The organism is Bacillus seohaeanensis (assembly GCF_042684945.1).
In the GTDB taxonomy this organism is placed as follows: Bacteria; Bacillota; Bacilli; order Bacillales; family Bacillaceae_B; genus Rossellomorea; species Rossellomorea seohaeanensis.
In genome coordinates, this window is sequence record NZ_JBHUMF010000034.1 from 36,438 (window position 1) to 63,218 (window position 26,781).

General features: G+C 37.3%; 20 protein-coding genes. 14 read left to right on the top strand and 6 right to left on the bottom strand.

Annotated features, from left to right (window positions below; translation table 11 throughout):
- Window positions 1–146 precede the first annotated feature (146 nt).
- The 6 genes from ACFSUL_RS20275 to ACFSUL_RS20300 all read left to right on the top strand — a co-directional run bounded on the left by ACFSUL_RS20275 (window position 147) and on the right by ACFSUL_RS20300 (window position 8,810).
- Window positions 147–1,214 (top strand): carbamoyl phosphate synthase small subunit, encoded by a 1,068-nt coding sequence (locus ACFSUL_RS20275; RefSeq protein WP_377938022.1) that lies wholly within the window; start codon window positions 147–149, stop codon window positions 1,212–1,214.
- Entirely contained in the window at window positions 1,207–4,290 is a 3,084-nt protein-coding gene (locus ACFSUL_RS20280) for a carbamoyl phosphate synthase large subunit (protein ID WP_377938024.1), read from the top strand. The genes ACFSUL_RS20275 and ACFSUL_RS20280 overlap by 8 nt, the downstream gene beginning before the upstream one ends.
- A 2-nt stretch (window positions 4,291–4,292) precedes the next feature.
- On the top strand, window positions 4,293–5,246 hold the full coding sequence (gene argF, locus ACFSUL_RS20285) for an ornithine carbamoyltransferase (protein WP_377938027.1): 954 nt from the start codon (window positions 4,293–4,295) through the stop codon (window positions 5,244–5,246).
- Between the two features lie 228 nt (window positions 5,247–5,474).
- Complete coding sequence (gene aceB / locus ACFSUL_RS20290; protein ID WP_377938029.1) at window positions 5,475–7,073, top strand: malate synthase A; 1,599 nt, start codon at window positions 5,475–5,477, stop codon at window positions 7,071–7,073.
- Window positions 7,074–7,170: 97 nt separating this feature from the next.
- A complete protein-coding gene (gene aceA / locus ACFSUL_RS20295; RefSeq protein ID WP_377938031.1) occupies window positions 7,171–8,460 on the top strand; it encodes an isocitrate lyase in 1,290 nt (429 codons plus the stop codon).
- A gap of 179 nt (window positions 8,461–8,639) precedes the next feature.
- A complete protein-coding gene (locus ACFSUL_RS20300; RefSeq protein WP_377938033.1) occupies window positions 8,640–8,810 on the top strand; it encodes a hypothetical protein in 171 nt (56 codons plus the stop codon).
- A 56-nt stretch (window positions 8,811–8,866) separates the two neighbouring features.
- Here ACFSUL_RS20300 and nagE read toward each other — a convergent pair whose 3' ends face one another.
- The gene (gene nagE, locus ACFSUL_RS20305; protein ID WP_377938035.1) at window positions 8,867–10,768 is read right to left on the bottom strand and encodes an N-acetylglucosamine-specific PTS transporter subunit IIBC; all 1,902 of its coding nucleotides are present in this window, start codon (window positions 10,766–10,768) and stop codon (window positions 8,867–8,869) included.
- A 369-nt stretch (window positions 10,769–11,137) separates the two neighbouring features.
- On the opposite strand from nagE, the gene nagA reads away from it, so the two are divergent.
- The 6 genes from nagA (at window position 11,138) to ACFSUL_RS20335 (ending at window position 18,680) form a co-directional block, all read left to right on the top strand.
- Window positions 11,138–12,331 (top strand): N-acetylglucosamine-6-phosphate deacetylase, encoded by a 1,194-nt coding sequence (gene nagA / locus ACFSUL_RS20310; RefSeq protein ID WP_377938037.1) that lies wholly within the window; start codon window positions 11,138–11,140, stop codon window positions 12,329–12,331.
- Between the two features lies 1 nt (window position 12,332).
- Window positions 12,333–13,070, top strand: a complete 738-nt coding sequence (nagB, locus tag ACFSUL_RS20315; protein ID WP_377938039.1) for a glucosamine-6-phosphate deaminase — start codon at window positions 12,333–12,335, stop codon at window positions 13,068–13,070.
- A gap of 160 nt (window positions 13,071–13,230) precedes the next feature.
- Window positions 13,231–13,962 carry a GntR family transcriptional regulator gene (locus ACFSUL_RS20320; RefSeq protein ID WP_377938041.1) on the top strand — a complete coding sequence of 244 codons (732 nt, stop codon included), beginning with the start codon at window positions 13,231–13,233 and terminating at the stop codon, window positions 13,960–13,962.
- Window positions 13,963–13,978: 16 nt separating this feature from the next.
- The gene (locus tag ACFSUL_RS20325) at window positions 13,979–14,716 is read left to right on the top strand and encodes an SIS domain-containing protein (protein ID WP_377938044.1); all 738 of its coding nucleotides are present in this window, start codon (window positions 13,979–13,981) and stop codon (window positions 14,714–14,716) included.
- A gap of 467 nt (window positions 14,717–15,183) precedes the next feature.
- A complete protein-coding gene (locus ACFSUL_RS20330; protein ID WP_377938046.1) occupies window positions 15,184–16,551 on the top strand; it encodes a sodium-dependent transporter in 1,368 nt (455 codons plus the stop codon).
- Between the two features lie 470 nt (window positions 16,552–17,021).
- The gene (locus tag ACFSUL_RS20335; protein ID WP_377938098.1) at window positions 17,022–18,680 is read left to right on the top strand and encodes a methyl-accepting chemotaxis protein; all 1,659 of its coding nucleotides are present in this window, start codon (window positions 17,022–17,024) and stop codon (window positions 18,678–18,680) included.
- A 336-nt stretch (window positions 18,681–19,016) separates the two neighbouring features.
- On the opposite strand, the gene ACFSUL_RS20340 is transcribed toward ACFSUL_RS20335, so the two are convergent.
- The gene (locus tag ACFSUL_RS20340) at window positions 19,017–19,958 is read right to left on the bottom strand and encodes a nucleoside hydrolase (RefSeq protein ID WP_377938048.1); all 942 of its coding nucleotides are present in this window, start codon (window positions 19,956–19,958) and stop codon (window positions 19,017–19,019) included.
- A 119-nt stretch (window positions 19,959–20,077) separates the two neighbouring features.
- Window positions 20,078–20,836 carry a TrmB family transcriptional regulator gene (locus tag ACFSUL_RS20345; protein WP_377938050.1) on the bottom strand — a complete coding sequence of 253 codons (759 nt, stop codon included), beginning with the start codon at window positions 20,834–20,836 and terminating at the stop codon, window positions 20,078–20,080.
- Window positions 20,837–20,959: 123 nt separating this feature from the next.
- Between ACFSUL_RS20345 and ACFSUL_RS20350 the strand changes: the two genes are divergently transcribed.
- Entirely contained in the window at window positions 20,960–22,126 is a 1,167-nt protein-coding gene (locus tag ACFSUL_RS20350) for an MFS transporter (RefSeq protein ID WP_377938052.1), read from the top strand.
- 83 nt (window positions 22,127–22,209) lie between these two features.
- Here the strand turns inward: ACFSUL_RS20350 and ACFSUL_RS20355 are convergent, their stop codons facing one another.
- The 3 genes from ACFSUL_RS20355 to ACFSUL_RS20365 all read right to left on the bottom strand — a co-directional run bounded on the left by ACFSUL_RS20355 (window position 22,210) and on the right by ACFSUL_RS20365 (window position 25,182).
- Window positions 22,210–22,485 (bottom strand): hypothetical protein, encoded by a 276-nt coding sequence (locus tag ACFSUL_RS20355; protein WP_377938054.1) that lies wholly within the window; start codon window positions 22,483–22,485, stop codon window positions 22,210–22,212.
- A 364-nt stretch (window positions 22,486–22,849) separates the two neighbouring features.
- Window positions 22,850–23,089, bottom strand: a complete 240-nt coding sequence (locus tag ACFSUL_RS20360; protein ID WP_377938056.1) for a hypothetical protein — start codon at window positions 23,087–23,089, stop codon at window positions 22,850–22,852.
- A 395-nt stretch (window positions 23,090–23,484) separates the two neighbouring features.
- Window positions 23,485–25,182 (bottom strand): hypothetical protein, encoded by a 1,698-nt coding sequence (locus tag ACFSUL_RS20365; RefSeq protein ID WP_377938058.1) that lies wholly within the window; start codon window positions 25,180–25,182, stop codon window positions 23,485–23,487.
- A gap of 430 nt (window positions 25,183–25,612) precedes the next feature.
- On the opposite strand from ACFSUL_RS20365, the gene glpX reads away from it, so the two are divergent.
- The gene (glpX, locus tag ACFSUL_RS20370) at window positions 25,613–26,581 is read left to right on the top strand and encodes a class II fructose-bisphosphatase (protein WP_377938060.1); all 969 of its coding nucleotides are present in this window, start codon (window positions 25,613–25,615) and stop codon (window positions 26,579–26,581) included.
- The last annotated feature ends 200 nt before the right edge of the window (window positions 26,582–26,781 follow it).

Below are 26,781 nucleotides of genomic sequence, written 5' to 3' on the forward strand. Positions count from 1 at the left end.
CAGAAATTAAAGAAAAGTGTCCAGTTAGTAGTGTGAGGCACAAATCCAAAAACAAAACAGTGCAATTTTATATAAAAATTTTTTTATGTAGGATTGTATAAAAATAATAGTAGATTAATAAAAATTCATCACAAGAAGGTGTAAATATGAAGGGCTTTTTATGTCTCCAAGATGGTAGCAATTTTGAAGGAGAAGCATTTGTCTCTACGATGGAAGCAGTTCAAGGTGAAATTGTCTTTTTTACGGGAATGACAGGGTATCAAGAAGTATTAACAGACCCATCTTATAAAGATCAGATTGTCGTTTTTACGTATCCGTTAATCGGTAATTACGGTATAAATGAGAGTGACTTCGAGAGTGCAAAGCCACAGGTGAGTGGCGTGATTATGCTACAATGTACCGATCATTTTTCTCATTATGCCGCTCAAGTTTCACTTAGAGAGTATTTAGAGAAGTGGCAAATTCCTTATATGACAGGTGTTGATACTAGAGAAGTTGTAAAATCGATTCGTAAAAAGGGTTCTCAAAATGCATGTATTGCTGCTCATAAGCCGGCTACGCCTTCTTCTGCTAGCCTAGTAGGTCAAATTGACAAGGTTGTAGGCAGCAAAGTTGAAATGTATGGTTCTGGAGACACTCATATTGCATTGATTGATTTTGGGGTGAAAAAATCAATTTTATCCAGTTTATTAGATCGGAATTGTCGAGTAACGGTTGTACCGTATGACAAGATCTCCATTTTACATTCTCTTAAGGTGGATGGGATGGTGCTTTCAAATGGTCCTGGTGATCCAAAGGAGATGAAGCGGATTTTATTGATTTTAAAAGAAAAAATCCTACAGCTCCCAACGTTAGGCATTTGTTTAGGTCATCAATTGATTGCCTTAGCACTTGGTGGAAATACGAAGAAGTTATTATTTGGGCATCGCGGTGCCAATCATCCTGTACGTGATGATAAGACGGGGAAGGTTTTCCTAACTTCACAAAATCATAATTATGTCGTGGATGATGCCAGTCTTAAAGAAACGAATTTAATTCCTCGCTTTATTAATGTGAATGATCGTTCCGTAGAAGGAATGAAGCATAATGAAAAACCAATTTTGTCTGTTCAATTCCACCCAGAAGCACATCCTGGACCAGTAGATGCCTCTTGGATTTTTGATGAATTTTTTAACAGTATTAAACAGCTGGGGAGAGAAAAACTGTATGCCTAAAGATTCTACAATACAAAAAATAATAATTATTGGTTCAGGTCCGATTATTATCGGGCAAGCGGCGGAGTTTGATTATTCTGGCACACAAGGGTGTCTTGCCCTGAAGGAAGAAGGGTACGAAACAGTTCTAGTAAATCATAATCCTGCAACAATTATGACGGATACAAATAATGCTGATACGGTTTATTGTGAACCATTAACGGTATCGACATTGACAAAGATTATTGAAAAGGAAAAACCCGATGGTTTGGTAGCGAATCTTGGTGGGCAGACCGCGTTGAATTTAGCGGTTGCATTATCAGAGGCAGGAGTACTTGAAAAGTATGGTGTTAAGTTACTCGGTACATCGGTAGAGTCCATCCAAAAAGGGGAAGATCGTGAACAGTTTCGAACGTTAATGAATCAATTAGATGAACCGATTCCAGAAAGCAAGATTGTGACTGATGTAAAAGGGGCTATTCAATTTTCAGAAAAAATTCCTTTTCCCATTATTGTGAGACCTGCCTATACGTTAGGAGGAAGAGGTGGTGGAATTGCTGAAAATGAGAAGGAATATTTGCAGCTTGTACAAAGTGGATTAAAAGCAAGTCCAATCGGTCAGATTCTTGTAGAGAAAAGTATTGCCGGATACAAAGAAATTGAGTATGAGGTAATGCGTGATAGCAAGGGGAATTGTATCTCCGTCTGTAACATGGAAAACTTCGACCCAGTTGGCGTGCATACGGGAGATTCAATTGTCGTTGCTCCTTCTCAAACCTTGACGGATGAAGAATTCCATCAATTGCGAAAAGCTGCTTTTCATATTATTTCTTCCCTTGAAGTTGTTGGAGGCTGTAATATTCAGTTTGCTTATGACACAGCTAGTAAAAATTACTATGTTATTGAAGTAAACCCACGTGTCAGTCGTTCATCTGCACTTGCATCAAAAGCAACGGGGTATCCAATTGCCAAAATGGCTGCAAAGCTTGCAGTTGGATATTCTTTGGATGAGTTAATCAATCCACTTACAGGCACTACTTATGCGAGCTTTGAGCCAGCCCTTGACTATGTTGTCGTGAAGTTTCCTCGTTGGCCATTCGATAAATTCCCAACGGCGAACAGGGTGTTAGGAACGAAAATGAAGGCAACGGGTGAAGTTATGGCAATTGAACGGACACTTGAGGCAGCTTTTCAAAAAGCAGTACAATCTCTTGAACTAGATACAATTGGTTTACGTTTGAAGGAGACGAAAGATTATACAGAAAAGCAATTGAAAGAGTGTATTCAGCATCCAACAGATTTAAGGTTTTTTGCTTTATTCGAGCTTATGAAGCGTGGTGCTTCTATTGATAAACTTCACCAGGAGACAGAGATAGATTTATTCTTTTTATCTATCTTAAAAAATATAATTACTCTCGAGGAACAGCTGAATTTAAATGGGAAAAATGCTTTAACAAAAGAGCAGATTTTAAAGGCGAAACGATTTGGATTTGATGATAAAACTATTTCTTTTTTAACAGGTGTAGAAGAAAAAGAAATTGTAGATTTACGGAGTCACTTTGGATTGAGCCCAAGTTACAAAATGGTTGACACTTGTGCTGCCGAGTTTGAAGCAGCAACGAATTATGCATATTCCACCTATTTTGGAAGTAATGAGATACAGCCGTTGGCAGGGGAGAAAAAGGCACTCATTGTCGGGGCAGGGCCGATAAGGATTGGCCAAGGTGTTGAGTTTGATTATAGTGCTGTGAAAGCAATCAAAACACTGCAGCGATTGGGTTGGAAGGCGGTAATGGTGAATAATAACCCGGAGACTGTTAGTACGGATTATGAAACAGCGGACAGATTATATTTTGAACCACTGACAAAAGAAAATATTTTATCTATTATTCAGCATGAAGAGATTGATGCAGTCCTTGTACAATTTGGTGGTCAAACAGCTATTAATCTTGCAGAGTCTCTTGAAGAGGCAGGGGTAAAATTACTTGGCACATCTTCTGGTATTTTAGATAAATTAGAGGATCGAGAGTTATTTTATGCATTGCTGGATGAACTACAAATCTCTCATGTGAAGGGGGATATTTGTCATAGCAAAGCGGAAGCAGTGAAAGTAGCAAGTGATTTGCAGTATCCGCTTCTTTGTCGCCCCTCATATGTTATTGGTGGGACGGGGATGGTGAAAGTTACTAACGCCAATGAACTTCATCAATTTTTACAAGAAGCAGATGAATCCTTCTTTCCAATTCTACTAGATGAATACATGGTTGGAAAAGAAGCAGAAGTGGATCTTGTCGCGGATGGCAATAAAGCATGGATTCCTGGTGTGATGGAACATATCGAAAGAGCAGGAGTCCACTCTGGAGATAGTATGGCAATTTTTCCTTCTACCTACTTATCAGATAAAGTGACTACCAAGATAGAACAGTATGCAAATAAAATTGTCTCTGCATTGGGCTATAAAGGGATTATGAATATTCAATTTCTGATTGTAGACAATCGAGTACTCGTACTGGAAGTTAATCCGAGAGCAAGCCGTACCATTCCTATTATCAGTAAAGTTAAGGGTATTTCTTTAATCGACTTAGCAACAGAAATACTATGTGATGAATCGAAGACGGTAAATCATTTTGATCAAACGTTTGAACAAGAAATAGTAGCAGTGAAATTTCCGGTGTTCTCCACCCATGCCCACCCAGAAATAGATCTATTGTTGGGAGCAAATATGAAATCGACTGGCGAAGGAATGTGTGTTGGTAAAACAGTAGAAGAAGCATTATATAAGGTATTTGAGGTACTCCATCATAGTATTGATAATGGTGGGACAGTAATGGTTGACTCCATTGATTCGTCACTGACAAGTTTTGATACGAGTAACTCTTCCGATTTTGAAGCGTGGATCGAGGCGGAGAATGCAAGTTTGTTTTATAGTGACGTAAACACAGAAGAAGGGAAACAAAGAAGAATCAAGGCTCTAGAACAAGGAGTTACGGTTATAACAGAAAAAGAAACATTGTTCGCTTTCTCTAAAAGCAGAGCAATAAAAGGAGCAGAGCCTGTTTCATTAACAACATCTACTAAATTTGAAGGAGTGAGGTAAGAATGAATAACCAAAGTGCTGCAGTTAAATCATATAATTTTTCCTTGAAAGACAGAAATTTACTAACATGGCTCGATTACTCGCAAGAAGAAGTGAAAGAATTATTATCGCTTGCAAAGTGGTTAAAGAAAAATCCTACTTCCGATATTTTAAAAGGGAAAACGTTAGGAATGATTTTCGAAAAGTCTTCAACGAGAACTCGTGTCTCTTTTGAAGCTGGGATGTTGCAACTTGGTGGGCATGCTATTTACCTGAACTCTCGCGATATTCAAATTGGAAGAGGAGAATCGATTGCGGACACAGCTAAAGTGCTGTCTTCTTATATAGATGCCATTATGATTCGGACATTTGAACATGAAAAAATTCAAGAGCTTTCTGAGCATGCAAGTGTACCTGTTATTAACGGACTATGTGACATGTATCATCCTTGTCAGGCACTTGCCGATGTGCTTACAATTTTTGAACTAAAGGGCATGGTAAAAGGGTTAAAAGTAGTGTATATCGGTGACGGGAACAATGTAGCACACTCCTTCATGATTTTATGCGCCATGATGGGGATGGAGGTAGTAGTATCCTGTCCTAAAGGCTATGAACCAAATGAGGAAGTTGTAAAGAAATCGAAGGCTATTGCTGATAAATATGGTGGTTCTGTTGTAGTCGAACACGATCCAGTGCAAGCAGTAAAAGGTGCAGACATTGTGTATACGGATGTCTGGGCGAGCATGGGGCAAGAGGAAGAAGCAAAAGAGCGAATGAAGGTGTTCATGCCTTATCAAGTAAATGATGAGCTATTACAGTACGCTTCTAAAAAAGTGAAGTTCTTGCACTGCCTACCGGCTCATCGTGAAGAAGAAGTAACAGCCTCTGTCATTGACGGACCGGATTCCGTCGTCTTTCAACAAGCTGAAAATAGACTACATGTTCAAAAGGCAATCCTGCAATCAGTACTCGTTTAGAAACATTCAAAACATTTAGAGGTCCGTCCCTCGTTGCTTTAAAGCAATGAGGGACGGACCTTCTTTTTTGCTTTTTAAAATTTGTCGAACAAAAATTTTAAAAAGGGTGTTCCGTTTTAAAGTAAACTGTTATATAATACAAACATATCAAAATATTCTGTAATATAACATAATACATTGAAGAGACATCATGAATATTATTTTGAGGAAAAGGAGTGGTGGTATTAGATGTCCACACAAACAGTGGGAATAAAGGTAAGAGGAGCAATGAAGCCCGGATTTGAAGAGGTTTTGACACCGAAAGCATTGCAATTTTTGGAACAGTTGGAAAGACGCTTCGGTGAAAAGAGAAAACAGCTGTTACAAAACAGAGAGAAAAAGCAACAAAGCATTAATGAAGGAAAACTACCTGACTTTCTTCCAGAGACAGAATCTATTCGACAAAGTGATTGGAAAATCAGTCCGATTCCAAAGGATCTTCGTGACCGCCGAGTAGAAATTACTGGTCCTGTTGATAGAAAAATGGTCATTAATGCATTGAATTCTGGAGCAAAATGTTTTATGGCTTGTTTTGAAGATGCGACCTCTCCAACCTGGAGTAATGTGATAGAAGGTCAGGTAAACTTACGAGATGCTGTTTACCGAAAGATTTCATTCACCAACAACAATGGAAAGAAATATGAATTAAAAGATGACCCGGCTGTATTAATTGTTCGGCCTAGGGGATTACATTTAGAGGAAAAAAATATTTTATTAGATGGAAAACCTATTACAGCTAGTTTAGTAGACTTTGGATTATTCTTATTTCATAATGCTAACCGGTTAGTACAAAATGGCTCAGGTCCATACTTTTACTTACCTAAGCTAGAAAGCTGTTTTGAAGCTAGGTGGTGGAATGATGTATTTATATTTGCTCAAAAATACATTGGAATTCCAAGAGGTACAGTAAAAGCGACGGTATTAATCGAAACTATTTCCGCTGCTTTTGAAATGGATGAAATATTGTATGAATTAAAAGAGCATTCAGCAGGGTTAAACTGCGGACGCTGGGATTATATTTTCAGCTACATTAAAAAGCTGCGGGAAATAGATGAGGTGATCTTACCAGACCGTTCCAGTGTAACAATGACTGTTCCATTTATGCGAGCATACTCCTTACTGACAATTAAAACATGTCATAAGAGAGGAGCCCCAGCAATTGGAGGAATGGCAGCTCAAATACCGGTAAAGAATGATGAGAAAAAGAATGAAGAAGCTTTTGCGAAGGTGAAGGCAGATAAAGAAAGAGAAGCTCGTGACGGCCATGATGGTACATGGGTAGCTCATCCTGGGCTTGTACCTGTGGCAATGGAAGTATTTAATAATGAAATGCCGGAAGAAAACCAAATAGATAAAAAGCAGTTAGAAGACTTGGAAGTAACAGCAGAACAATTACTAGAAGTTCCAAAGGGGAAAATTACGGAAGAAGGATTACGTCAAAATATTACAGTCGGGATTCAATATATTTCATCGTGGTTAAGCGGTCAAGGAGCGGCGCCAATCAACAATCTAATGGAGGATGTCGCAACAGCAGAAATTTCTAGAGCTCAAGTATGGCAATGGATCCGTCACCCAGAAGGGATATTAGATGATGGAAGAAACGTAAATCTACCACTCTATGAAACAATTAAACAAGAAGAACTAACAAAACTACAACAACAACTAGGCGATTCAGTCTACCACGAAAGACGATTCAACGAAGCAGCTCAACTATTCGATCAACTCATCCAAGACAACAACTTTACAGAATTCCTTACACACCCAGGCTACAGAATACTAGAAAACTAATAACGAGAAAATTACTTTAATGCGTTAATACGTTCGGGGACAGACCTTTGGTATGCAAACTAATAATAAAAATTATTTATAAAAGGAGAGATTGATAATGACAAAAAATAATGAGCGCGTGCAAAAATTACAAGAAAATTGGGATATGGATGAACGTTGGAATGGAGTAGAACGCACGTATTCGGCAGAAGATGTGATCCGTTTAAGAGGATCCATTGATATTGAGCATACATTAGCAAGACGCGGCGCAGAAAAGCTTTGGAACCATCTTCATACAGAAGATTATATTAATGCACTGGGCGCTTTGACTGGGAATCAAGCGGTGCAGCAAGTAAGAGCTGGGTTGAAAGCTATTTACCTTAGTGGTTGGCAAGTTGCGGCAGACGCCAATCTATCAGGCCATATGTATCCTGACCAAAGCTTGTATCCTGCGAACTCAGTTCCGTCTGTTGTTAAGCGAATCAATCAAGCACTGCAGCGGGCAGATCAAGTGCATCACGTAGAAGGAGATGAATCTATCGACTTTTTCGTACCGATTGTTGCTGATGCAGAAGCAGGATTTGGTGGGCAACTGAACGTATTCGAACTGATGAAAGGAATGATTGAAGCTGGTGCATCAGCAGTTCATTTTGAGGACCAATTGTCTTCAGAGAAGAAATGTGGCCACCTTGGAGGAAAAGTGCTGCTTCCAACGCAAACAGCAGTCCGTAATTTAATATCTGCTAGGCTTGCAGCAGATGTAATGGGAACACCAACACTAATCGTTGCCCGCACGGATGCGAATGCAGCAGATCTTATCACAAGTGATGTTGACCCATACGATGCGCCATTCATTACAGGAGATAGAACACCAGAAGGATTCTTCCGTACAGCAGCAGGGATCGATCAAGCAATTTCCCGAGGTCTTGCTTATGCGCCATATGCGGATTTAGTTTGGTGTGAAACATCAGAGCCGAACCTAGAGGAAGCACGCAAATTTGCTGAAGCAATTCATGAAAAATATCCTGGAAAACTACTAGCATATAACTGCTCACCATCATTTAACTGGAAAAAGAAACTGGATGATGAAACAATTGCGAAGTTCCAAAAGGAGCTCGGTAAAATGGGCTATAAATTCCAATTCGTTACACTTGCAGGTTTCCATGCACTAAACCATAGCATGTTTGAGTTAGCAAGAGGGTATAAAGATCGCGGTATGGCTGCCTATTCTGAACTGCAGCAAGCAGAGTTTGACAGTGAACAATACGGATACTCCGCTACAAGACATCAACGAGAAGTAGGAACAGGCTATTTTGATGAAGTTTCAATGGTTATCTCAGGAGGAACGTCTTCAACAACTGCATTAAAAGGATCAACCGAAGCGGAGCAATTTTCAAAGAGTCATTAAAAGGTGTACAGTTCATATGACTTAGCGTTTTTACATTCATCCAAGCAATTATCTAGAAATTTAAACAAACGTTTGGATGTACCTCCCTAGAGGAGGAAGGAATCTTACGGTAGTATTAAATTTTAACAAAATGGTGTTAGGTTGATAAATTCACACTTAAGGTTGATAACGTCACATTTATGATAGATAAGTTCACAATTGCAATAGATAAGTTCACAATTGCAATAGATAAATTCACAATTACAGTTGAAAAAGACAAAATTGCAAGGGATAACGGTTTGAACAACTCTTGGCAACACAGGGATGGTCTATTGTTTATTGAACAAACGTTTGATCAAAATCCAAAATAAAAAGTAGTGTCTAAGCGGTAAATAATCCGCCAAAGACACTACTTTTTTAGTTACTATTAGTCAATCGACAATACACCACTATCTCCTTGCTTTACACTTCCTTGTTTCTTCACGTTTAACTTAGTTAAGTTTGTAAAAATAATTGGTGTAATGGAAGAAGTAGCCGATTTTTGAATAAAATCGAGATCAAATTTCAAAATTTCTTGTCCTTTTGTAATTTGATCGCCTTCTTTAACTAAAACAGTAAAACCTTCTCCGTTTAGTTGAACGGTATCTAGACCAACGTGAATAAGTATTTCATAACCTTGTTTTGACCTGATTCCTATTGCATGCTTCGTTGGGAAGACATTAATGATTTCGCCATTAACAGGGGAAACAACAGAACCTTTTGATGGAACAACGGCGAGGCCATCACCCATCATCTTTTGTGAAAATACTTGGTCTTTCACTTCGGTGATTGGAATAATTTTTCCTTCGATTGGCATCACGAAGTCTTGGTCATGTAATTGTGTTAGTCCCTCTACTTCAGAAGGAGATGCTGTTTCGGAAGCATCCTGTGTATTTACAACTTGCCCATCTAATCGCTTCATTGCATCGGCAACAAATTCTACATCCGTACCAACAATAATTTGAAGGTTTGTTTTATTTAATTTCATAACACCTTTTGCACCATGAGCTTTTAAAGCGGTATCTTTTACTTTTTCCATATCTTTTACATTTAAACGAAGGCGTGTTGCACAGTTGTCAATGACAGAAATGTTTTCTTTTCCACCAATATCATTGATAAAGTAATTTGCCATTTGTTCGTATTTATCGTTTCCGACTGCAGTAGAGGATGCCTGGTCTTCTTCCTCTACTTCATCTTCACGACCAGGTGTTTTCAGGTTAAAGGCTTTAATTAATACATAGAAAACGACGAAATAAATGACTGCATAGATTAAACCAATAACTAATAATAATAAAGGTTTTTCTGCGATATTAAAGTTTAGCAAATAGTCAATTCCACCTGCTGAGAATGTAAAGCCATCTCGAATGCCAAGTGATGTTGTAAGCCACATAGAAACCCCAGTTAAAATCGCATGAACACCGTATAATAATGGAGCGATGAACATGAATGAAAACTCAATTGGTTCTGTAATACCAGTAAGGAAAGAAGTTAAAGCTAGTCCGATAAACATACCGGAAACCGCTTTTCTTTTTTCAGGTTTTGCAGCAGCAATAATAGCGAATGCAGCTGCAGGAAGTCCAAACATCATAACAGGGAAGAATCCAGTCATATATGGACCAGCAGTTGGGTCTCCAGCAAAGAATCGAGCGATATCTCCTGAAACAATTTCCCCGGTTCTTCCAGCAAACTCACCAAATTCAAACCAGAATAAACTATTTAATACGTGATGAAGTCCTAAAGGAATTAATAAACGGTTTAAGAATCCGAATAGACCAGAACCAATGGCGCCTAAATCAATAATCCAATTACCAACACCATCAATGGCAGCCTGAACCGGTGGCCAAGCAAATCCAGCGATTCCTGCTAAAATTACCATCGCAACCGATGTCACAATGGGAACAAATCTTCTACCACTAAAGAATCCTAACCATTCGGGAAGTTTTACATCATGAAAGCGGTTATATAAAAGTCCTGCGACGATACCAGCAATAATTCCACCGAGCACACCCATATTAATATTTTCATCTAAAGCTTGTGTACCATTTGTTAATACTAAATAACCAATCGCACCAGCTAAAGCGGCAGCTCCGTTATTATCTTTGGCAAACCCCATTGCAACTCCAATTGCAAAAATTAATGCTAAGTTAGCAAATATTGCATCTCCTGCATTTGCGATAAACGGAATATCAAGTAAATCAGGTTGCCCAAAGCGAAGTAAAAGCCCTGCGGCAGGTAATACCGCGATTGGAAGCATTAATGACTTACCAATTCGTTGTAAAAAACCTAACATAGTGTTCTCTCCTTTTATAAAAAATGTTATGAATGCGTTTTCTAAACATGCATATCATAACATCATATCATTATAGATGTCTATACCATTATGAGATTTCTATTTAGAGATTATTTAGATGGGTTTTTATTATATATACATAAATAGGGGATTTTTCAAAAATATTGTTAAGGAAATTGGTATAGACAACTATAATTTGGTGATGCTAAGATAGAACGGAAGACATAAGTGTAAAAGTTAAATACTTCTTATCCAAATAACACAATTAATTATAGACGAGTGTTTTATCCCGTATTAATGGCAGTAAACCTCTTAGTGATTGAAGTTTCACTTTATAAATTCCTACTGACTTGAAAGGATGGAAAGATAATGAATTCACATGATAAACCTATTTTGCTTAAGGGCATACAAATATATTCTGAAAAAGTGAAATTAGAGAATGGATATATAAAGATGAAAGATCAAAAAATAGTTGAGTTTGGACCACTAGAGGAATTAGACCAAGAGGATTCATTTGAAATCGTTGAAATTCCCTCAAATTATAAGGCGATTCCTGGATTCATTGATGTCCATATCCACGGAGTGGGTGGTGCTGATGTAATGGACGCTACAAAGGAAGCATTAGATACAATGACAAATACGCTTCCTGGAGAAGGGACAACCAGTTTTTTAGCAACTACGATGACCCAGAGCAGTACGGAAATTGAAAAAGCGCTTACGAATGCTGGTGATTATATTAAGGAGCAGCAAGCACGAGGAAAAGCTGAAATACTTGGTATCCACCTTGAAGGTCCATTTGTGAACGCAAAACGAGCAGGAGCACAGCCGTTAGACCATATTATTGATCCAAACCTCGAGATTTTTAAAAGGTGGCACTCTTTATCAAAGGAAAATATAAAACTTGTTACGGTGGCACCTGAACAACCAGGTGGATTGGAATTGGTTCGTTATTTAAAAGAAAATGAGATCATTGCCTCGATTGGCCATTCTGATGCAACGTATGAAGAAGTGAGTGGGGCAATTGAAGCAGGAGTCAACCATGTCACACATTTATTTAATCAAATGCGAGGTTTACATCATCGCGAACCAGGTGTTGTCGGTGCGGCATTTTTACATGATGAATTAAAAACAGAAATAATTGCTGATGGAGTTCATGTGCGACCAGAAATGGTGAAGCTTGCTTATCAACAAAAAGGAAACGAAGGGGTCATTTTAATTACGGACTCCATGCGTGCTAAGTGCTTGAAAAATGGCCAATATGATCTCGGTGGTCAAGATGTAACAGTGGAGGATGGAAAAGCTGTCCTTAGTGATGGGACACTTGCTGGAAGCATATTGAAATTAGGAAACGCAGTGAAAAATATTTTAGCTTATACGGGGTGTTCACTCGAGGACGCTATTGAAATGGCATCGGTTAACCCAGCAAAACAGTTAAAAATATTCGATAAGAAGGGAAGCATCGCAAAAGGAAAAGATGCTGACATCGTAATACTAGATGAAAATTTAGATGTTTTTATGACAATTTGTCGAGGAACGCTAGCCTATACTAAGGAGGAAAACTAAAATGAAAATTATAGATGTGAAAGATTACCAAGAAATGAGTAAAAAAGCTGCTGAGTATATTATTGAAAAGGTTCGTCATTCAAAAAATCTAAACCTTGGACTTGCAACAGGTGGAACGCCAGTTGGAACGTATACTAATTTAATTGAAGATCACAAACAAAATCACACTTCTTACCAAGGAGTAAAAACGTTTAATTTAGATGAGTACGTTGGACTTTCAGGAGACAATCATAATAGCTATCGTTTCTATATGAATGACCAATTATTTAACCACATTGATATTGAAAAGTCGAACACCCATATTCCCCGTGGGGACGCTAAGGATATGCAAAAAGAATGCGAAGACTATGAAAATCTATTAGCAGAGCATGGTGGAATTGATTTACAAATTCTTGGAATTGGAAGTAATGGTCATATTGGATTTAATGAACCTGGAACTTCATTTGATTCGAATACTCATATTGTCGACTTAGCCCCATCCACAAGAGAAGCAAATGCAAGATATTTCGATAGCCTAGAAGAGGTACCAACAAGAGCAGTCACAATGGGGATTGCTACGATTATGAAAAGTAAAGAGATTCTTCTTCTTATTTCAGGTGAAAACAAAAAAGAAGCCTTATCTAACCTGCTCCATGGTGAAGTTGATGAACGTTTTCCTGCTTCTGTATTGAGAAATCATCCATGTGTTACAATTATTGCAGATGAAGCCGCAATCGCAGATGAAAAGGTTCGCAGCTAAGAGAGGAATAGTTTCTTTTGTGTTCTTATGCAGTTGGTTTTCACATCGTTGAAGCTGATTTTCGTACAAATAAATGGTGTCGATAGTATACTTTAGAGTTGTTTTCGTAAAGAGCCTATTTTTAAAAGTAGTTTAAATAGAAAGGGTGCAGGTCAAGAGAATGATTAAAAAGAATTCCCCCATTCCTATTTATTATCAACTTGGAGAAATTATTAAAGATTTAATTGAAAAGGGCGAGTTAAAACCTGGAGATTCTCTTCCTGCAGAGAGAGAGTACGCGGAAAAATTTCAAATTAGTCGAATGACAGTTAGGCAGGCGTTCACTCAGTTAGTAAACGATGGATATTTACATCGAATACAAGGAAAAGGGACGTTTGTTGCAGAAAGAAGTGAAAAAATCGAACAGACTCTTCGGGGATTAACGAGCTTCACGGAAGACATGAAAGTAAGGGGATTGAAGCCGGAAAGTCGATTAATTAACTTTGAAATTATTCCAGCAACAAAGCTAATTGCCGACCAGCTTGGAATCCAAGAGTATGGGCCAGTATATGAAATTAAGCGAATCCGCTTAGCGGATGATGAGCCAATGGCATTAGAAACTAATTACATTTCCGCTAATTTTATTAAAGGATTAACAGAGCAAATTGTTAACCAGTCCTTATATTCCTACATTGAAGACCAACTAAACTTGAGAATTGATCATGCTTCTCAGGTTATTGAATCGTCTATCGCTAATCAACTTGAAGCAGACTACTTAAAAATTCAATCAGGGGCACCAGTTATGCTAATTCAACGAAATACGTTTTTAAAAGATGGGACTCCTGTTGAATTTGTTAAGTCATCGTACAGAGCGGATCGTTATAAGTTTATGATTCAGATGAATCGACAATAGAAGGGGGGATCCTAACATGTTTGAACAATATTTTCATAAGCTTAAGGAATTATTAAGTACTGTTGAAGAGGCTGAAAAAGAAAACCTCACAAAAGCTGCAGAAAGAATTGCAGAGTGTATTCAAAAGGATGGAATTGTTCACGTGTTTGGTTGTGGTCACTCCCACATATTAGGGGAGGAACTATTTTACCGAGCAGGTGGACTCGTTCCAATTAGTCCTATACTAATAGAAGATTTGATGCTACATAAGGGAGCGGTACGTTCTTCACAATTAGAAAAGAAGAATGATTTTGCCGAGCAGTTTATGTCTGAAGCTAGGATTCAACCTGAAGATGTGGTAATAGTTGCTTCAACATCGGGCAGAAACCCTGTTCCAATTGATGTTGCAGAGATTGCTAAAAAGCAAGGTGCTTTTGTTATTAGCATCACTTCACCACGCTATGCCAAAACACAGGTCTCTCGACATAAAAGCGGGAAATATCTATATAATTCTGTGGATCTTTCAATTGATAATCACATTGAAGTCGGGGACACCCTTATGCAACAAGAGTCCCTCGATGTTTCCTTTGGTACTGGATCCACTGTCATCGGTGCGGCAATTGTCAATGGGATAATGGTGGAAGCTATTAAAGTAATGGTTGAAAATAACTTTAATCCACCAATTTTAAAAAGTGGAAATGTCGATGGAGCGGAAGAACATAATAAAAAACTAGTCGAGAAATATAAAAATAGAATTCCAATGCTAGAGCGGTGAATTTATATTTTGCATCACTGTGTTTGAGATAAAAAGGGGCATCTCCCATAAATGCTTAACGCTTATGGGAGATGCCCCTTTTTTTTACATCGCTAGAATTTTACTGGGTTATTCTTACCGTATATGGATTAATTAGTACTATGTGAATAAATTCCCTTAATTTTTTACTTGCTAGAATATTTAGCATTTAATAAAATCTGTTAAACTTAGTAGATAGATTCTGATAGTAAGACATATATCCGATTGAATGTGGTGCTGTCGGAGTAAATAAAAAGGAAGTTATGCTCTATAGTTTTACTCCATATTAACGGGAAGTAGTCCCTACCTCGAGGATTTGAGAGAGTCGAAGAAGAGTAGGTGGAGGATGAGAGTTCATCCTTAATTGAATTTTGACTTTATCCCTAAGTGGAATTGAGAGATAATAATTATTAGTTTAAAAAAATGCATATATAGAAAGGATTTCATTAATGTCAAAACATGAACAGTGGACATCAAAGCTAGGATTCATTTTAGCAGCTGCAGGCTCTGCAATTGGTTTAGGGGCTATATGGAAGTTTCCGTACGTTGCAGGAACTGGTGGTGGGGGAGCCTTTTTCCTTATCTTTTTATTATTTACCTTGTTATTAGGGTATCCACTATTACTAGGTGAATTCCTAATAGGTCGGAACACGCAAAGTGATGCCATTACAGCTTATAAAAAACTAGCCCCCAATTCTTTATGGCATATAACAGGTAGAATTGGCGTTATTGCTTGTTTTTTAGTTTTATCCTTTTACAGTGTTGTTGGAGGATGGATTATCCTTTATTTATTTAAAGCACTTACAGGTAGTCTTCAAGGACTGTCTCAATCACAATTTAATCAGTTATTTGGAGATATTATTGCTGAACCATTTTCTACATTAATTGCACAATTCATATTTATGTTACTAACGATTATCGTTGTAGCAAAAGGAGTACAAAAGGGGATTGAAAAGGCAAGTAAATTTATGATGCCGGCATTATTTGTGCTCTTCATCGTTTTAGTATTCCGTTCTCTAAGTTTAGACGGCGCAATGGAGGGAGTTAAGTTTCTTCTTGTACCGGATTTTTCAAATATTACTTCTGAAAGTATTTTATTTGCTTTAGGTCAGGCATTTTTTGCTCTCTCCTTAGGGGTTTCGGTGATGGTTACGTATAGTTCATATCTTCCTAAAACACAAAATCTTCCTAAATCTGCTTTATCAATTGTGATGATGAATATTGTCATCTCATTATTAGCAGGACTAGCAATATTCCCTGGAGTCTTCACTTTTGGGCTAGAAGTAAATGCTGGACCGACATTAATATTTGCTGTTTTACCGGCAGTGTTTAATCAGATGCCGTTTGGAATTATTTTCTTTATTGCTTTCCTACTATTATTCTTATTTGCTGCTTTAACTTCTGCTTTTTCAATGATTGAAATTATTGTAGCAACAACGGCTAAGAACGATAGCACGAAACGGAAAAAGCATACATGGATAATCGGGATATTTATTTTCATTGTAGGAATTCCATCTTGTTTATCTTATGGGCTTATGGCGGATTTCCATCTTTTTGATAAAATCTTTTTCGACTTAATCGATTTTACTGTAAGTAATGTATTAATGCCTATCGGTGCGTTAGCTATATCAATTTTTGTTTCATTAAAAGTTCCAAAGTCAGTTTTGTTCGAGGAATTAAAACAAGGTTCGAATGTTAGTAAACTATTCTTCTACGCATGGTTTTATTTATTAAAATACTTAACACCTATTGCTATTATTATTGTCTTCTTAGATGTGTTAGGTGTACTCGATTGGTTTGCAGGATTTTTTAGTTAAATAAACTAACATAGTGATAAAAAGGTTCAAGGCATAGTTTTTTTGATAGAGAGCGAAAGGTTGTCCTTAAAGGAGAGTTTACCCTTTAAGGGCAACCTTTTTGCATTAAGTTATCAATGTTGTAAATTGCAGAAAAAACGCGAATTATGTATAATGGTTTAGTCAAAAGGTCTTGTTACCTTCGAATTACAAAACTGGTTTATTAGTTAATTTGGTAGATTTTAGGTCAAAAAGACTGGGTTTGAAAGCATGCAACACTTATTAAGGAAGCTCTTTTTACTATCTTCGTAATCTGTTTCGTATTCACTTATATATTACGTCGATAGAAAAGGGGTTTTTTTGTTCCAAAAAGGAGCGGTGAAGTTTATAGATAAATAAAAGCAAAAAATATGAAGATACACACTACTATAAGGAGATGAGATAAGTTGACAAGGTTACTACGAAACATAAAAATTGGCTGGAAGTTTGCGATGGCATTGACGATTACAAGTATTCTTTTTATTGTTTCCGCAGTTTTTATTTTTACACAAATGGAGGATGTTAAAGAGGATATTGCTACTCTTGAAAGAAGAGGCGATCGAGCGGTTAAAACGACAGAGATGGCATCGTTATTTCGGTCAAAAGATACTCGAATTGCGGATTATATAAATACCCCTAATGAGAAATATATTGAAGAATTTCAAGAGAGAAGAGAGAGTTTTAATGTACTTCAAGAAGAGTTGAAAGCAAAAATGGATTCTGCGGAGGAAGAAGAACTTTTTAATGTGATCGCAAGTAACGATGAGCAGATAAATGATCTTTTTTTAAATGAAATTATTCCAGCTGTAAGTAGTGGAGATACATCTGAAGCACTTTCTAGTAGACAAGAAGCACAATCCTTAAGAAGTGAGACTGTTAACAGACTCACCGAACTAAGAGGCTTAATTAATGAACAAAGACAATCAGCTATACAACAAGCAAAAGATAGTTTAATGGAATCTGTTCGTTTCTTGGTAATCTCTATTATAATTTCAGTAATAATAGGTACCATTATTTTAGTTGTTGTAAGTCGAGTAGTTAGAGTGAATTTAAACAAAGTAATAGAAATGGCGAAGGAAGTTTCAGAAGGTAATTTAAAGGTAGAAGAAAGTAAATATGAAGGAAAAGATGAAATTGGTCAACTTAGCTTGGCAATGAATAATATGCTAGCAAGTTTACGTGAAATGGTTGGAAAAATCACATCCGTATCAGAGACTGTAACAAGCCAAAGTGAAGAATTAACCCAGTCTGCGAGTGAGGTAAAAGAAGGGAGTACTCAAGTAGCTGCAACGATGCAAGAGTTATCTTCAGGGGCTGAATCACAAGCGGATGACTCGACAAAACTATCTGAAAGCATGACAAGCTTTGTGGAGAAAATAAAAGAAGCAAATACTAATGGGGAAGATATAAGCAAAGCATCTAATGAGGTATTAGGATTAACAGAGCAGGGTAGTCAATTAATGAAATCTTCCATAAGTCAAATGAACACGATTGATAGTATTGTGAAAGAAGCGGTTGAAAAGGTAAAAGGTCTCGATAATCAATCGAAGGAAATATCAAAGTTAGTAGGAGTTATCCAAGCAATTGCTGATCAAACAAACTTACTGGCATTGAATGCTGCAATTGAAGCGGCTAGAGCAGGCGAACATGGAAAAGGATTCGCAGTTGTAGCCGATGAAGTTCGTAAATTAGCAGAACAAGTTTCTCTTTCTATTTCTGATATAACAGGTATTGTAGAAGGAATTCAACAGGAATCTGATGCAGTCGCTGTTTCCCTTGAATCAGGCTATAAGGAAGTTGGAAAAGGAACACAGCAAATACATGAAACAGGAGAAACGTTTGATAGTATAAATAATTCAATATCCGAAATGGCAAAACGAAGTCAACTTGTTTCAAACAACTTGAGTGAAATTGTAAAAGGTAGCGCAAGTATGAGTAATTCCATTGAAAACATTGCATCTGTCTCAGAGGAGTCGGCAGCAGGAATTGAACAAACCTCTGCATCTATTCAACAAACAAGCAGTTCTATGGAAGAAATAGCTGGAAATGCAGATGATTTAGCAAAACTTGCGGAAGAATTGAATGAATTAGTTCGTAGATTTAGAGTCTAAGAGATTAGGAATCTGTAACTGAATAAATGTCAAAACGCAAAAACGCTAGGGGCCAATTCCCCTAGTGTTTTTGTATTCAATGAGTAGAGGACACGTACCTTGATGTAAAAGGCTACTCTTTAGCTAGGTTTACTAGACACAATTCAGGATTTATCGGACAAATTTTCAAGTTTACCGGACACTTTTCCGAATTTACTAGACAAACACAGGAACTAACTGGACAAATTCAGTAATTCACTAGACAAACTAACATAAAATTCCAGAAATAAATGTTCATGTCTAGAAGTATCGAGTTACTCGACGATTGATATACATAAAAAATACCAACGGATTACATTACTCCGTTGGTATTTTCGTGCTCATTACTCTAATAAAATCCTCTAAAAATAAGGGATAATCCAATTCTAAATAAATTCTAACATTTTTGTCCGTATCCTCGGGTTTAACCCTTAAGTCTGCGATAGAGACACCCTTCGTCTTTCCTGTTTGTTGGATTTGAACATCTCGATAAATAAAACGCCCCATGTCAGGGTTCGCTAATAGTGAAAGGGTAACTACGTCGTGAAGTGGTGCTCCAACAAGGCCGGGAATTAATTTCTTGTAGGCATTGATATAATAATCCATGACCTCATCTAAAATATCTATTAGTGGATTTTGGGTGGATTCCTGAATTGTAGCTACATGTTGTTTCGTAACAATTGAATTATTGGAGACGTTTAAAGGAATGACTGTAATATTTTTTAAACTATCAAATACTAAGCTGCTTGCAACAGGATCTCCATAAAAGTTCGCCTCTGCATAAGGTGTTACGTTTCCGGGTACCAAAAACGCTCCACCCATAATATAAAATTCTTTTACCTTTTCGGACAAATCATCACTTAAAATTACTGCTGTAGCAAGAGATGTGTTTCTTCCAACGTCAACAATGGTTAGCCCAGGATTTTGATCAATTATGTTAAATATTTCTGTGAAATTTAAAAGCTCACCTGCTATATTCTCTGGAGGGACAATTGGGCCGAGCCCTTCTGGTCCATGAATTTCAGGATAAAAAGTAGGAATTTCTCCAGAAAAAGGCCTTGTAGTACCTCCAATAATAGGTATATCAGTTTTATTAGCAAGCTCGAGTAAATAGGCGACATTTTCTGTTGCCTGTTTTTTATCCACATTTCCGTAACTTGAGACAATTCCTACTACTTCTATTTCTGGATTTAACAGAGCGTAGATAATGGCAATGGAATCATCAATTCCCGGGTCTGCAAATAATAAAATTTTTTTCATTGTAAAATCTCCTAAGGGTTTGTTATACCAACTTATGAGCGAATGATCTGTTTGGTAATTTGTACACTAGGGGATTAGATATATAATTTTAACCACAATAATCGAAAACGTCTTCCAGATTAGTACCTCAAGTTTAATAAAACATCTCTAATGTTTTTATCTTTCATAATCGTATCTCTATATTTTTGTGTTATCTCCGTTAGTGCAACATCATGATAGAAAAATTCGGTAAAAAACTTCACCAATGGACGAGATTGTGTGCGAATAGCTTGCCAGTTTGCTTCTTCTATTCCGGCAAATAACATTTCTTGATCATCGACAATCATAATTCTACTTCTTTCTAGATTAGCGTGTTGCTCATCAGGAATTAACGTCGAAACAGAAGGGATTTTAGTAGAAAGTTCCCCAATTACATGAATATTTATATGGATGCCCGCGTCATATTTTTCTTCTAAAATCGGAAGGTATTGGAGAAGGTCATCTGCCCAACCAGAAAGGAAAATAGAATGCTCCGCTTTTTGTAATAATTCCTTTAAGAGTGATTGAATCGATTGGTTATCCTTTAGTGTCCAAACACGGTCATCGGAAGGAGCTTTTTTTATCGGAGCTTTTTTTAACTGCTCCAAATTGTTTTCAAAATCTGCTTTCAGTTTTTTAATAGTAGACTCAATCGGTAGAGCCGTATAAAGGCGTTTTTTTTCAATGGTAGTTTCCAGAATCATCCCTTTTTCAGATAAACGATGGAGTACTTCATAAACTTTGGAACGAGGAACTCCAGAAAGCTTCACGATACCCGTTGCATCTAAAGGGTGATCTACTGTTATGAGTGACTGGTATACTTGGCTTTCGTATTGGGTAAAACCGAATTGTTGAAGCATGTTTTTTAACTCCTTGCGTAAGTTTTCGTTGTTACCATCATAGCATAGGAAAACTTTTTATAGAATTCTTATACATAACATGTTACCATTGCAGTGGTAACATTACAGAAAGGGCGTTATGTGATGGATAAACGTGTTTATTTATTAACTATTGTTTCGTTTGTTGTTGGAATGGTGGAGTTAATTATAGGTGGAATTTTGGACTTAGTTGCAAAAGATTTAGGAGTGAGTATTGGAAAAGCTGGTTTACTCATAACGGTATTTTCACTTGTGTTCGCCATTTCGGCACCAATTTTATTAACCGTAACGGCGAGGATCGAGAGAAAGCGATTAACATTACTTGCACTTATTATATTTTTACTTGGAAATGGATTGGCTGTCCTTAGTCCGTCTTATAGCTTATTATTTATGGCAAGAATCATATCGGCTGCCAGTGGCTCGTTACTTGTTGTACTTTGTGTGACGATGGCGTCCAATATTGTTACGGAAAAATATCGGGCTCGTGCAATCGGCATTGTCTTTATGGGAGTTAGTGCCTCCCTTGTGCTGGGAGTTCCCGTTGGATTAATGCTTGGAAATGCGTTTGGCTGGCAGGCACCATTTATTCTTATTACGGTATTGACGGTATTTTCGATAATAGGTGTATATTTCTTTATGGAAAAAATGGAACCAAAGCCAGCGATTCCAATCGGTCAACAGTTGCGTACACTGAAAAACCGTAAAATACTGTTTGCGCAGTTGACATCGTTTCTGTTTTTGGCGGGTCATTTAACATTATATGGATATTTAACGCCGTTTTTGAAATCTGCACTCGGTTTGGACGGTACATGGGTAAGTATTGTTTATTTAATTTTCGGAGTTGCAGCTGTTTTAGGTGGAGGAATCGGTGGTACGCTTTCTGATCGATTTGGATCAAAACAAACTATTTTAACGGTAATCGTAGTATTTGCAGTGGCTATGTTTGCTATCCCGCATACAACATTCGCATTGCCATTATTCCTAGTCGTAATGGTCCTATGGAGTATGCTTAGTTGGGCAATAACACCAGCTATGCAGAGCTACCTTATTGAAGCTTCACCCGAAACATCGGATATTCAACAAAGCTTGAATAACTCCGCCCTACACTTTGGGATTGCGTTTGGTTCTTTTATTGGAGGTATCGTTATTGAACGTTTCACTGTGGAATTAAATGCGACAGTTGGTGGGTTATTTATTATCTTAGCTTTAGGAGCTGCAGTCTTTTCTATGTGGAAAAAAGGTAGTGTTGGATTGTTTCTGTTTGGGAGATAAGATTTCTAAAGTGGAATTTTTAAGAAGCTGACCTACAGGCAAAATGCCATGGGATGGTCAGCTTCTTCTATTGTTGTTGTTGCTTAAGTAGTAGGTGGCTCCTCATTTTTATCTTTCTCATCATGTGTTTCATGTGCTTGAGGGAACTGTCTTGGGAGATCCTGGTGCAAGTTTCTAAATTCATAGGAGAAGTTACTATAATATTGCTGTCCTTCTTTCCATGGAGTACTTTTATTTTCAACGGGGGCGTCTTTTCCTCTTGGTGCCCCATATGCTCCTTCTGGATATTCTTCAGCTGTTAAAAAATTTCGTTGCGTTTCCACATTTGAAACATCTGTATACTTTTCTTTATCATCCACATTAACACCTCATTATTATTTTTGGCTCTTTTCTCATAGGTTGTTGTTTTTACTTATGAATGTTGCCCGTTGATTTCCGACTTAGTTTTCAGCTAAAAAGCAACACTCTTTACGAAAACAGCCTTGTTTTTTTATAGTGTATCCTTGTTGGCAGTGGTTATGATTATAAGGAGTAACAGGAAGAAATAACCACGTTCATCCATTAGTGAAGAGGTACTTATCCCGTATTCATAGGCACTAAAACCCCACGAATTAAATTTTATTTTATATAAGTGTTTATAAAAAAATCCCGATGACACTACTTCTGTCATCGGGATTCTTTGACTACCTTTTCTAGTCTAGTACAGTTTAGTTTACAAAAAATTTAGTACCAGCATCTTTTACGGCGGCGACCATTGTCGTCATTGTCATCTTGAGCACCTGCAACAAGATCGTTGATTAGGCAACGACGTACTCCGCGGCAAAAGTCTTCACCGTCAATATAAGCGTTTACTCTTACTTTGAAGTTTTCGTCAAAAGCTCCAGCTACATTGTTGCGGTTTCTTCTGTGACCATTGTCAGAAGCTCCACCAACGTTACCGTTATTGTTACAATTACAACCCATTTACTAACACTCCTTTACTTTTTTATTGTTGTTACACTGTATCTTATGCAGCAGGTGGACAAGCGGTAAAGACATTTCCCTATCTTTTCTAGTAAATGTGCTATTGTCATAAAAATATTTAAGAGTTTCTATTAAACGTTTCGCTTATTAACTAGAATTCCAAAAGGTTTAGTAACAACCGTCTAGTAGAGATAAGTAGAATAGATAGAAAAAAGCGTAGTATAGATAGGTTGTTTTGGTAAATTTGGTTGTTTGTGGGTAATGGACCGTTGCTTTCTGTTCCAATCCATTCTACGCTTTCAACTGTTGTGAAAAGCAAAATTTTTTAAAAACGGCTTATAGAAAAAACACGATGAAAACCAAGATTAATCGGCTTCTCATCGTGTTTTTTAATTTTATTGATTTGTGGATTCTAAACCTTCAATTATTAGCTCTTTTACAGGTAAGAATGATTCACCTGTTGCTAAGTAGTTTATGTTTACTTTATCACCTTCCTGTAAATAAATAGCCATAGGGCTGTTTTCAGAAGAAATGATGTAGCTTTGGTTGTTTTCTAGAAGGAACGAAACAATGGTATAGTCTCCAGACTTTTCTTTATAGACTCTCAATACTTTTCCACTTGTTTGCTTTTCTTCGGCATCAGAGCTACCGTCTACGGAACCTGGTCCTTTTTGTAGGGCCGTTTTATATTGCTTTAACGCTGCATTTGGAGTATTTCCATATGCTGATATTTCTGGGTTAGCTGCCGAAACAATAAAGTAATTTTGCAAGAAGCCATTGGAATCCAATACGGGTGTTAACCAACTAGCTTCTCCGTAGAAATTATAGAGAACAGGCATTTTTCCATTCCATTTCTTTTCAATAAACTTCTTCTCAATAATATCTAGAGCTCCCTGTGAATCCATATAGGACTCTTCAAGGTTACCGGTATAATAAGTAGCTTTCCCTGTTCTTGCATTTGTCAGCGAGTACCCAAGCATGGAGTCAACGCCTTCTTTTGGACTAGTAAAATCAGTGAAATAATACATATCACCATTTTTATCAAAAATAGGACTTACATTGGCCTCTGTGCCTTCATCTGAAGGGAGTTTCACATCGGATTTACCGAATTTGCTGTTCCAAAACCCTTGAATGTAGTTTCCGAAGTAACTGTTCTGTAGACTTACAGCTTCCGGTGATACCGCCCCGTCAATAAACTCTGGGACATCTGCTATTTTATATGATTTTGTTTCTCCGTTTTCTGGATTTACAGTAACAATACCTTCCACAGTGAATCCATTACGAGCAGAAATAAAGTCCCCGTACGTACGAATATAGTGAGGTTTTCCTTCATCATCAATCTCTAATTGTGTATCACCATAAAAGATATGTTTCGGATATTGCATTCGAATATGACGTTCAATATTTTTATTAAAATAGGAAGAAGGTGTGTAAACCATCTTCGTCTTCATAAACTTAGGGTTGGCAGAAGAGTCCGTTGCACTTAGAGTAAAATATCCAGGTGTATCATCGCCATTCAACCATTTGAAAAACCCGGAAAATTCAACAGGTGCAATATACACATATTCCCCGTTGACCTTTTGAATTTGCAAATTTCCAAGTTCATAATAGCTTGTATCGGGGACTTGGCCGAATGCCTTCTTCATTTTGTTTCGTGCAAACTGAGGAGGAACACTTGCTGGTGTTTCCTTTTCATCAAAGGCCTCAATTTCTGTTTTTTGCTCCATTTTCGCATGTTCATATTTTTCGTCGGCATTAAAAATAAATGCGGTTAGAAAATAAACTCCGACTAGGAGACTTCCAGCGAATAGAACTACTTTTATCATCCGTTCTGTTCCTGTAGCAAACACTGTTCCAGCAGCGGTAACGATAATTGCTAATATCCATAAAGAAGTAAAGTTACGATCAAAGTTAGTAAAATAATAGAAAGAAAATACTGCAAGAGTGAGGATAATCAATGTAGCGATAATAAGTGCCCCTATTTTTGGCTGTTTCCCCTCTTTTTTGCTGTCACTTTTATTTCTAGAAATGGGTAGCAGCAAAATGGTAAACGCTAACCCAACAATGATTGAGAATAAAAATATATTTCCCATAAGTTCTCCTTTCGAAATTCCTATTTAGGTTGTTCTAATTAATATACGATTGAAGGATGGAAAAGTTTCATTGAGAATAAATATGGGGAAGCCTTCATTTGTTTTCGATAAAAACCCTCTTTTTTTAAAAAATAGCGGTTTCGTTTGAAAGTTAAAGAAAGGGTTTACATCAATAAATATAATATATATAATAGATTACAAGTTAATACTATCGCTGATTAGTTCTTGGAGAACAGCTTAAGATTGCAAAGGGGGAAATTCCCTTTGTAAACCTCAAGCTGTTCTTTTTTATTTTTGGCTATGTTTATGGAGAGGAAAGTAATTTCTTTTATCTCCGAATACGTTGTTAGTTTCGTACAAAATGTTTAAGGAAAACGGAATAATTTCAGCCCTTGAAGAACGGTTAGAAAAAGCACTAGGAGGAATGCACATGGAAAGAAGTTTGTCTATGGAACTTGTCCGTGTAACGGAGGCAGCAGCTTTATCTTCGGCAAGATGGATGGGAAGAGGAAAAAAAGAAGAAGCGGATGAGGCAGCCACGCAAAGTATGCGGGATGTGTTCGATACGATCCCTATGAAAGGTACGGTTGTGATTGGTGAAGGTGAAATGGACGAGGCACCTATGCTTTATATTGGAGAAAAGTTAGGGACAGGTTATGGTCCTCGAGTTGATGTAGCTGTGGACCCACTGGAAGGGACTAATATTGTGGCTGCAGGGACATGGAATGCCTTAACCGTTATAGCGATAGCTGACGATGGTAATCTTTTGCATGCCCCTGATATGTATATGGAAAAAATAGCTGTTGGTCCAGAAGCAGTAGGAATGATTGATATTAATGCTCCTATCATGGAAAATCTACAAGCAGTTGCTAAGGCAAAAAATAAAGATATAGAAGATTTAGTTGTTTCTATTTTAAATAGGGAAAGACATGAACAAACAATACAAGAAATTCGTAATGCTGGTGCAAGAATTAAATTGATTCAAGACGGAGATGTTGCTTCAGCAATTAATACAGCGTTTGAGAATACAGGTGTTGATATTATGCTTGGTTCAGGTGGAGCTCCTGAGGGAGTATTGGCTGCTGTGGCGCTAAAATGCCTAGGTGGGGAACTTCAGGGGAAGCTTTTACCCCAAAATGAAGAAGAATTAATCAGGTGTAAGAATATGGGGATAACAGATGTCTCTCAAGTGTTAATGATGGAAGACCTTGTAAAAGGTGAGGATGCCATTTTCGCTGCAACAGGAGTAACAGACGGGGAACTTTTAAAAGGAGTTCAATATAAAGGAAATAGCGGTACTACACATTCTATCGTAATGCGTGCTAAATCAGGAACAGTTCGTTTTATTGATGGGAAACATAGCTTGAATAAGAAGCCAGAATTAGTAATTAAACCATAAATAATTCTTATTTAGTTGTTTCTATCTTTACAAATAATCACAAATGGTCATGGGAATTCTCTTCTACAGTCACGAATAGCTGAAAGTTGGTAAATGATTATTTATTAACATTTTACTAATAGATTTAGACCTTATTTGCTTATTTAAATGGCTGTTTTCGTAAAGTTTGTTGTTTTTTGGCTAAAAACTGAGTTGATTGG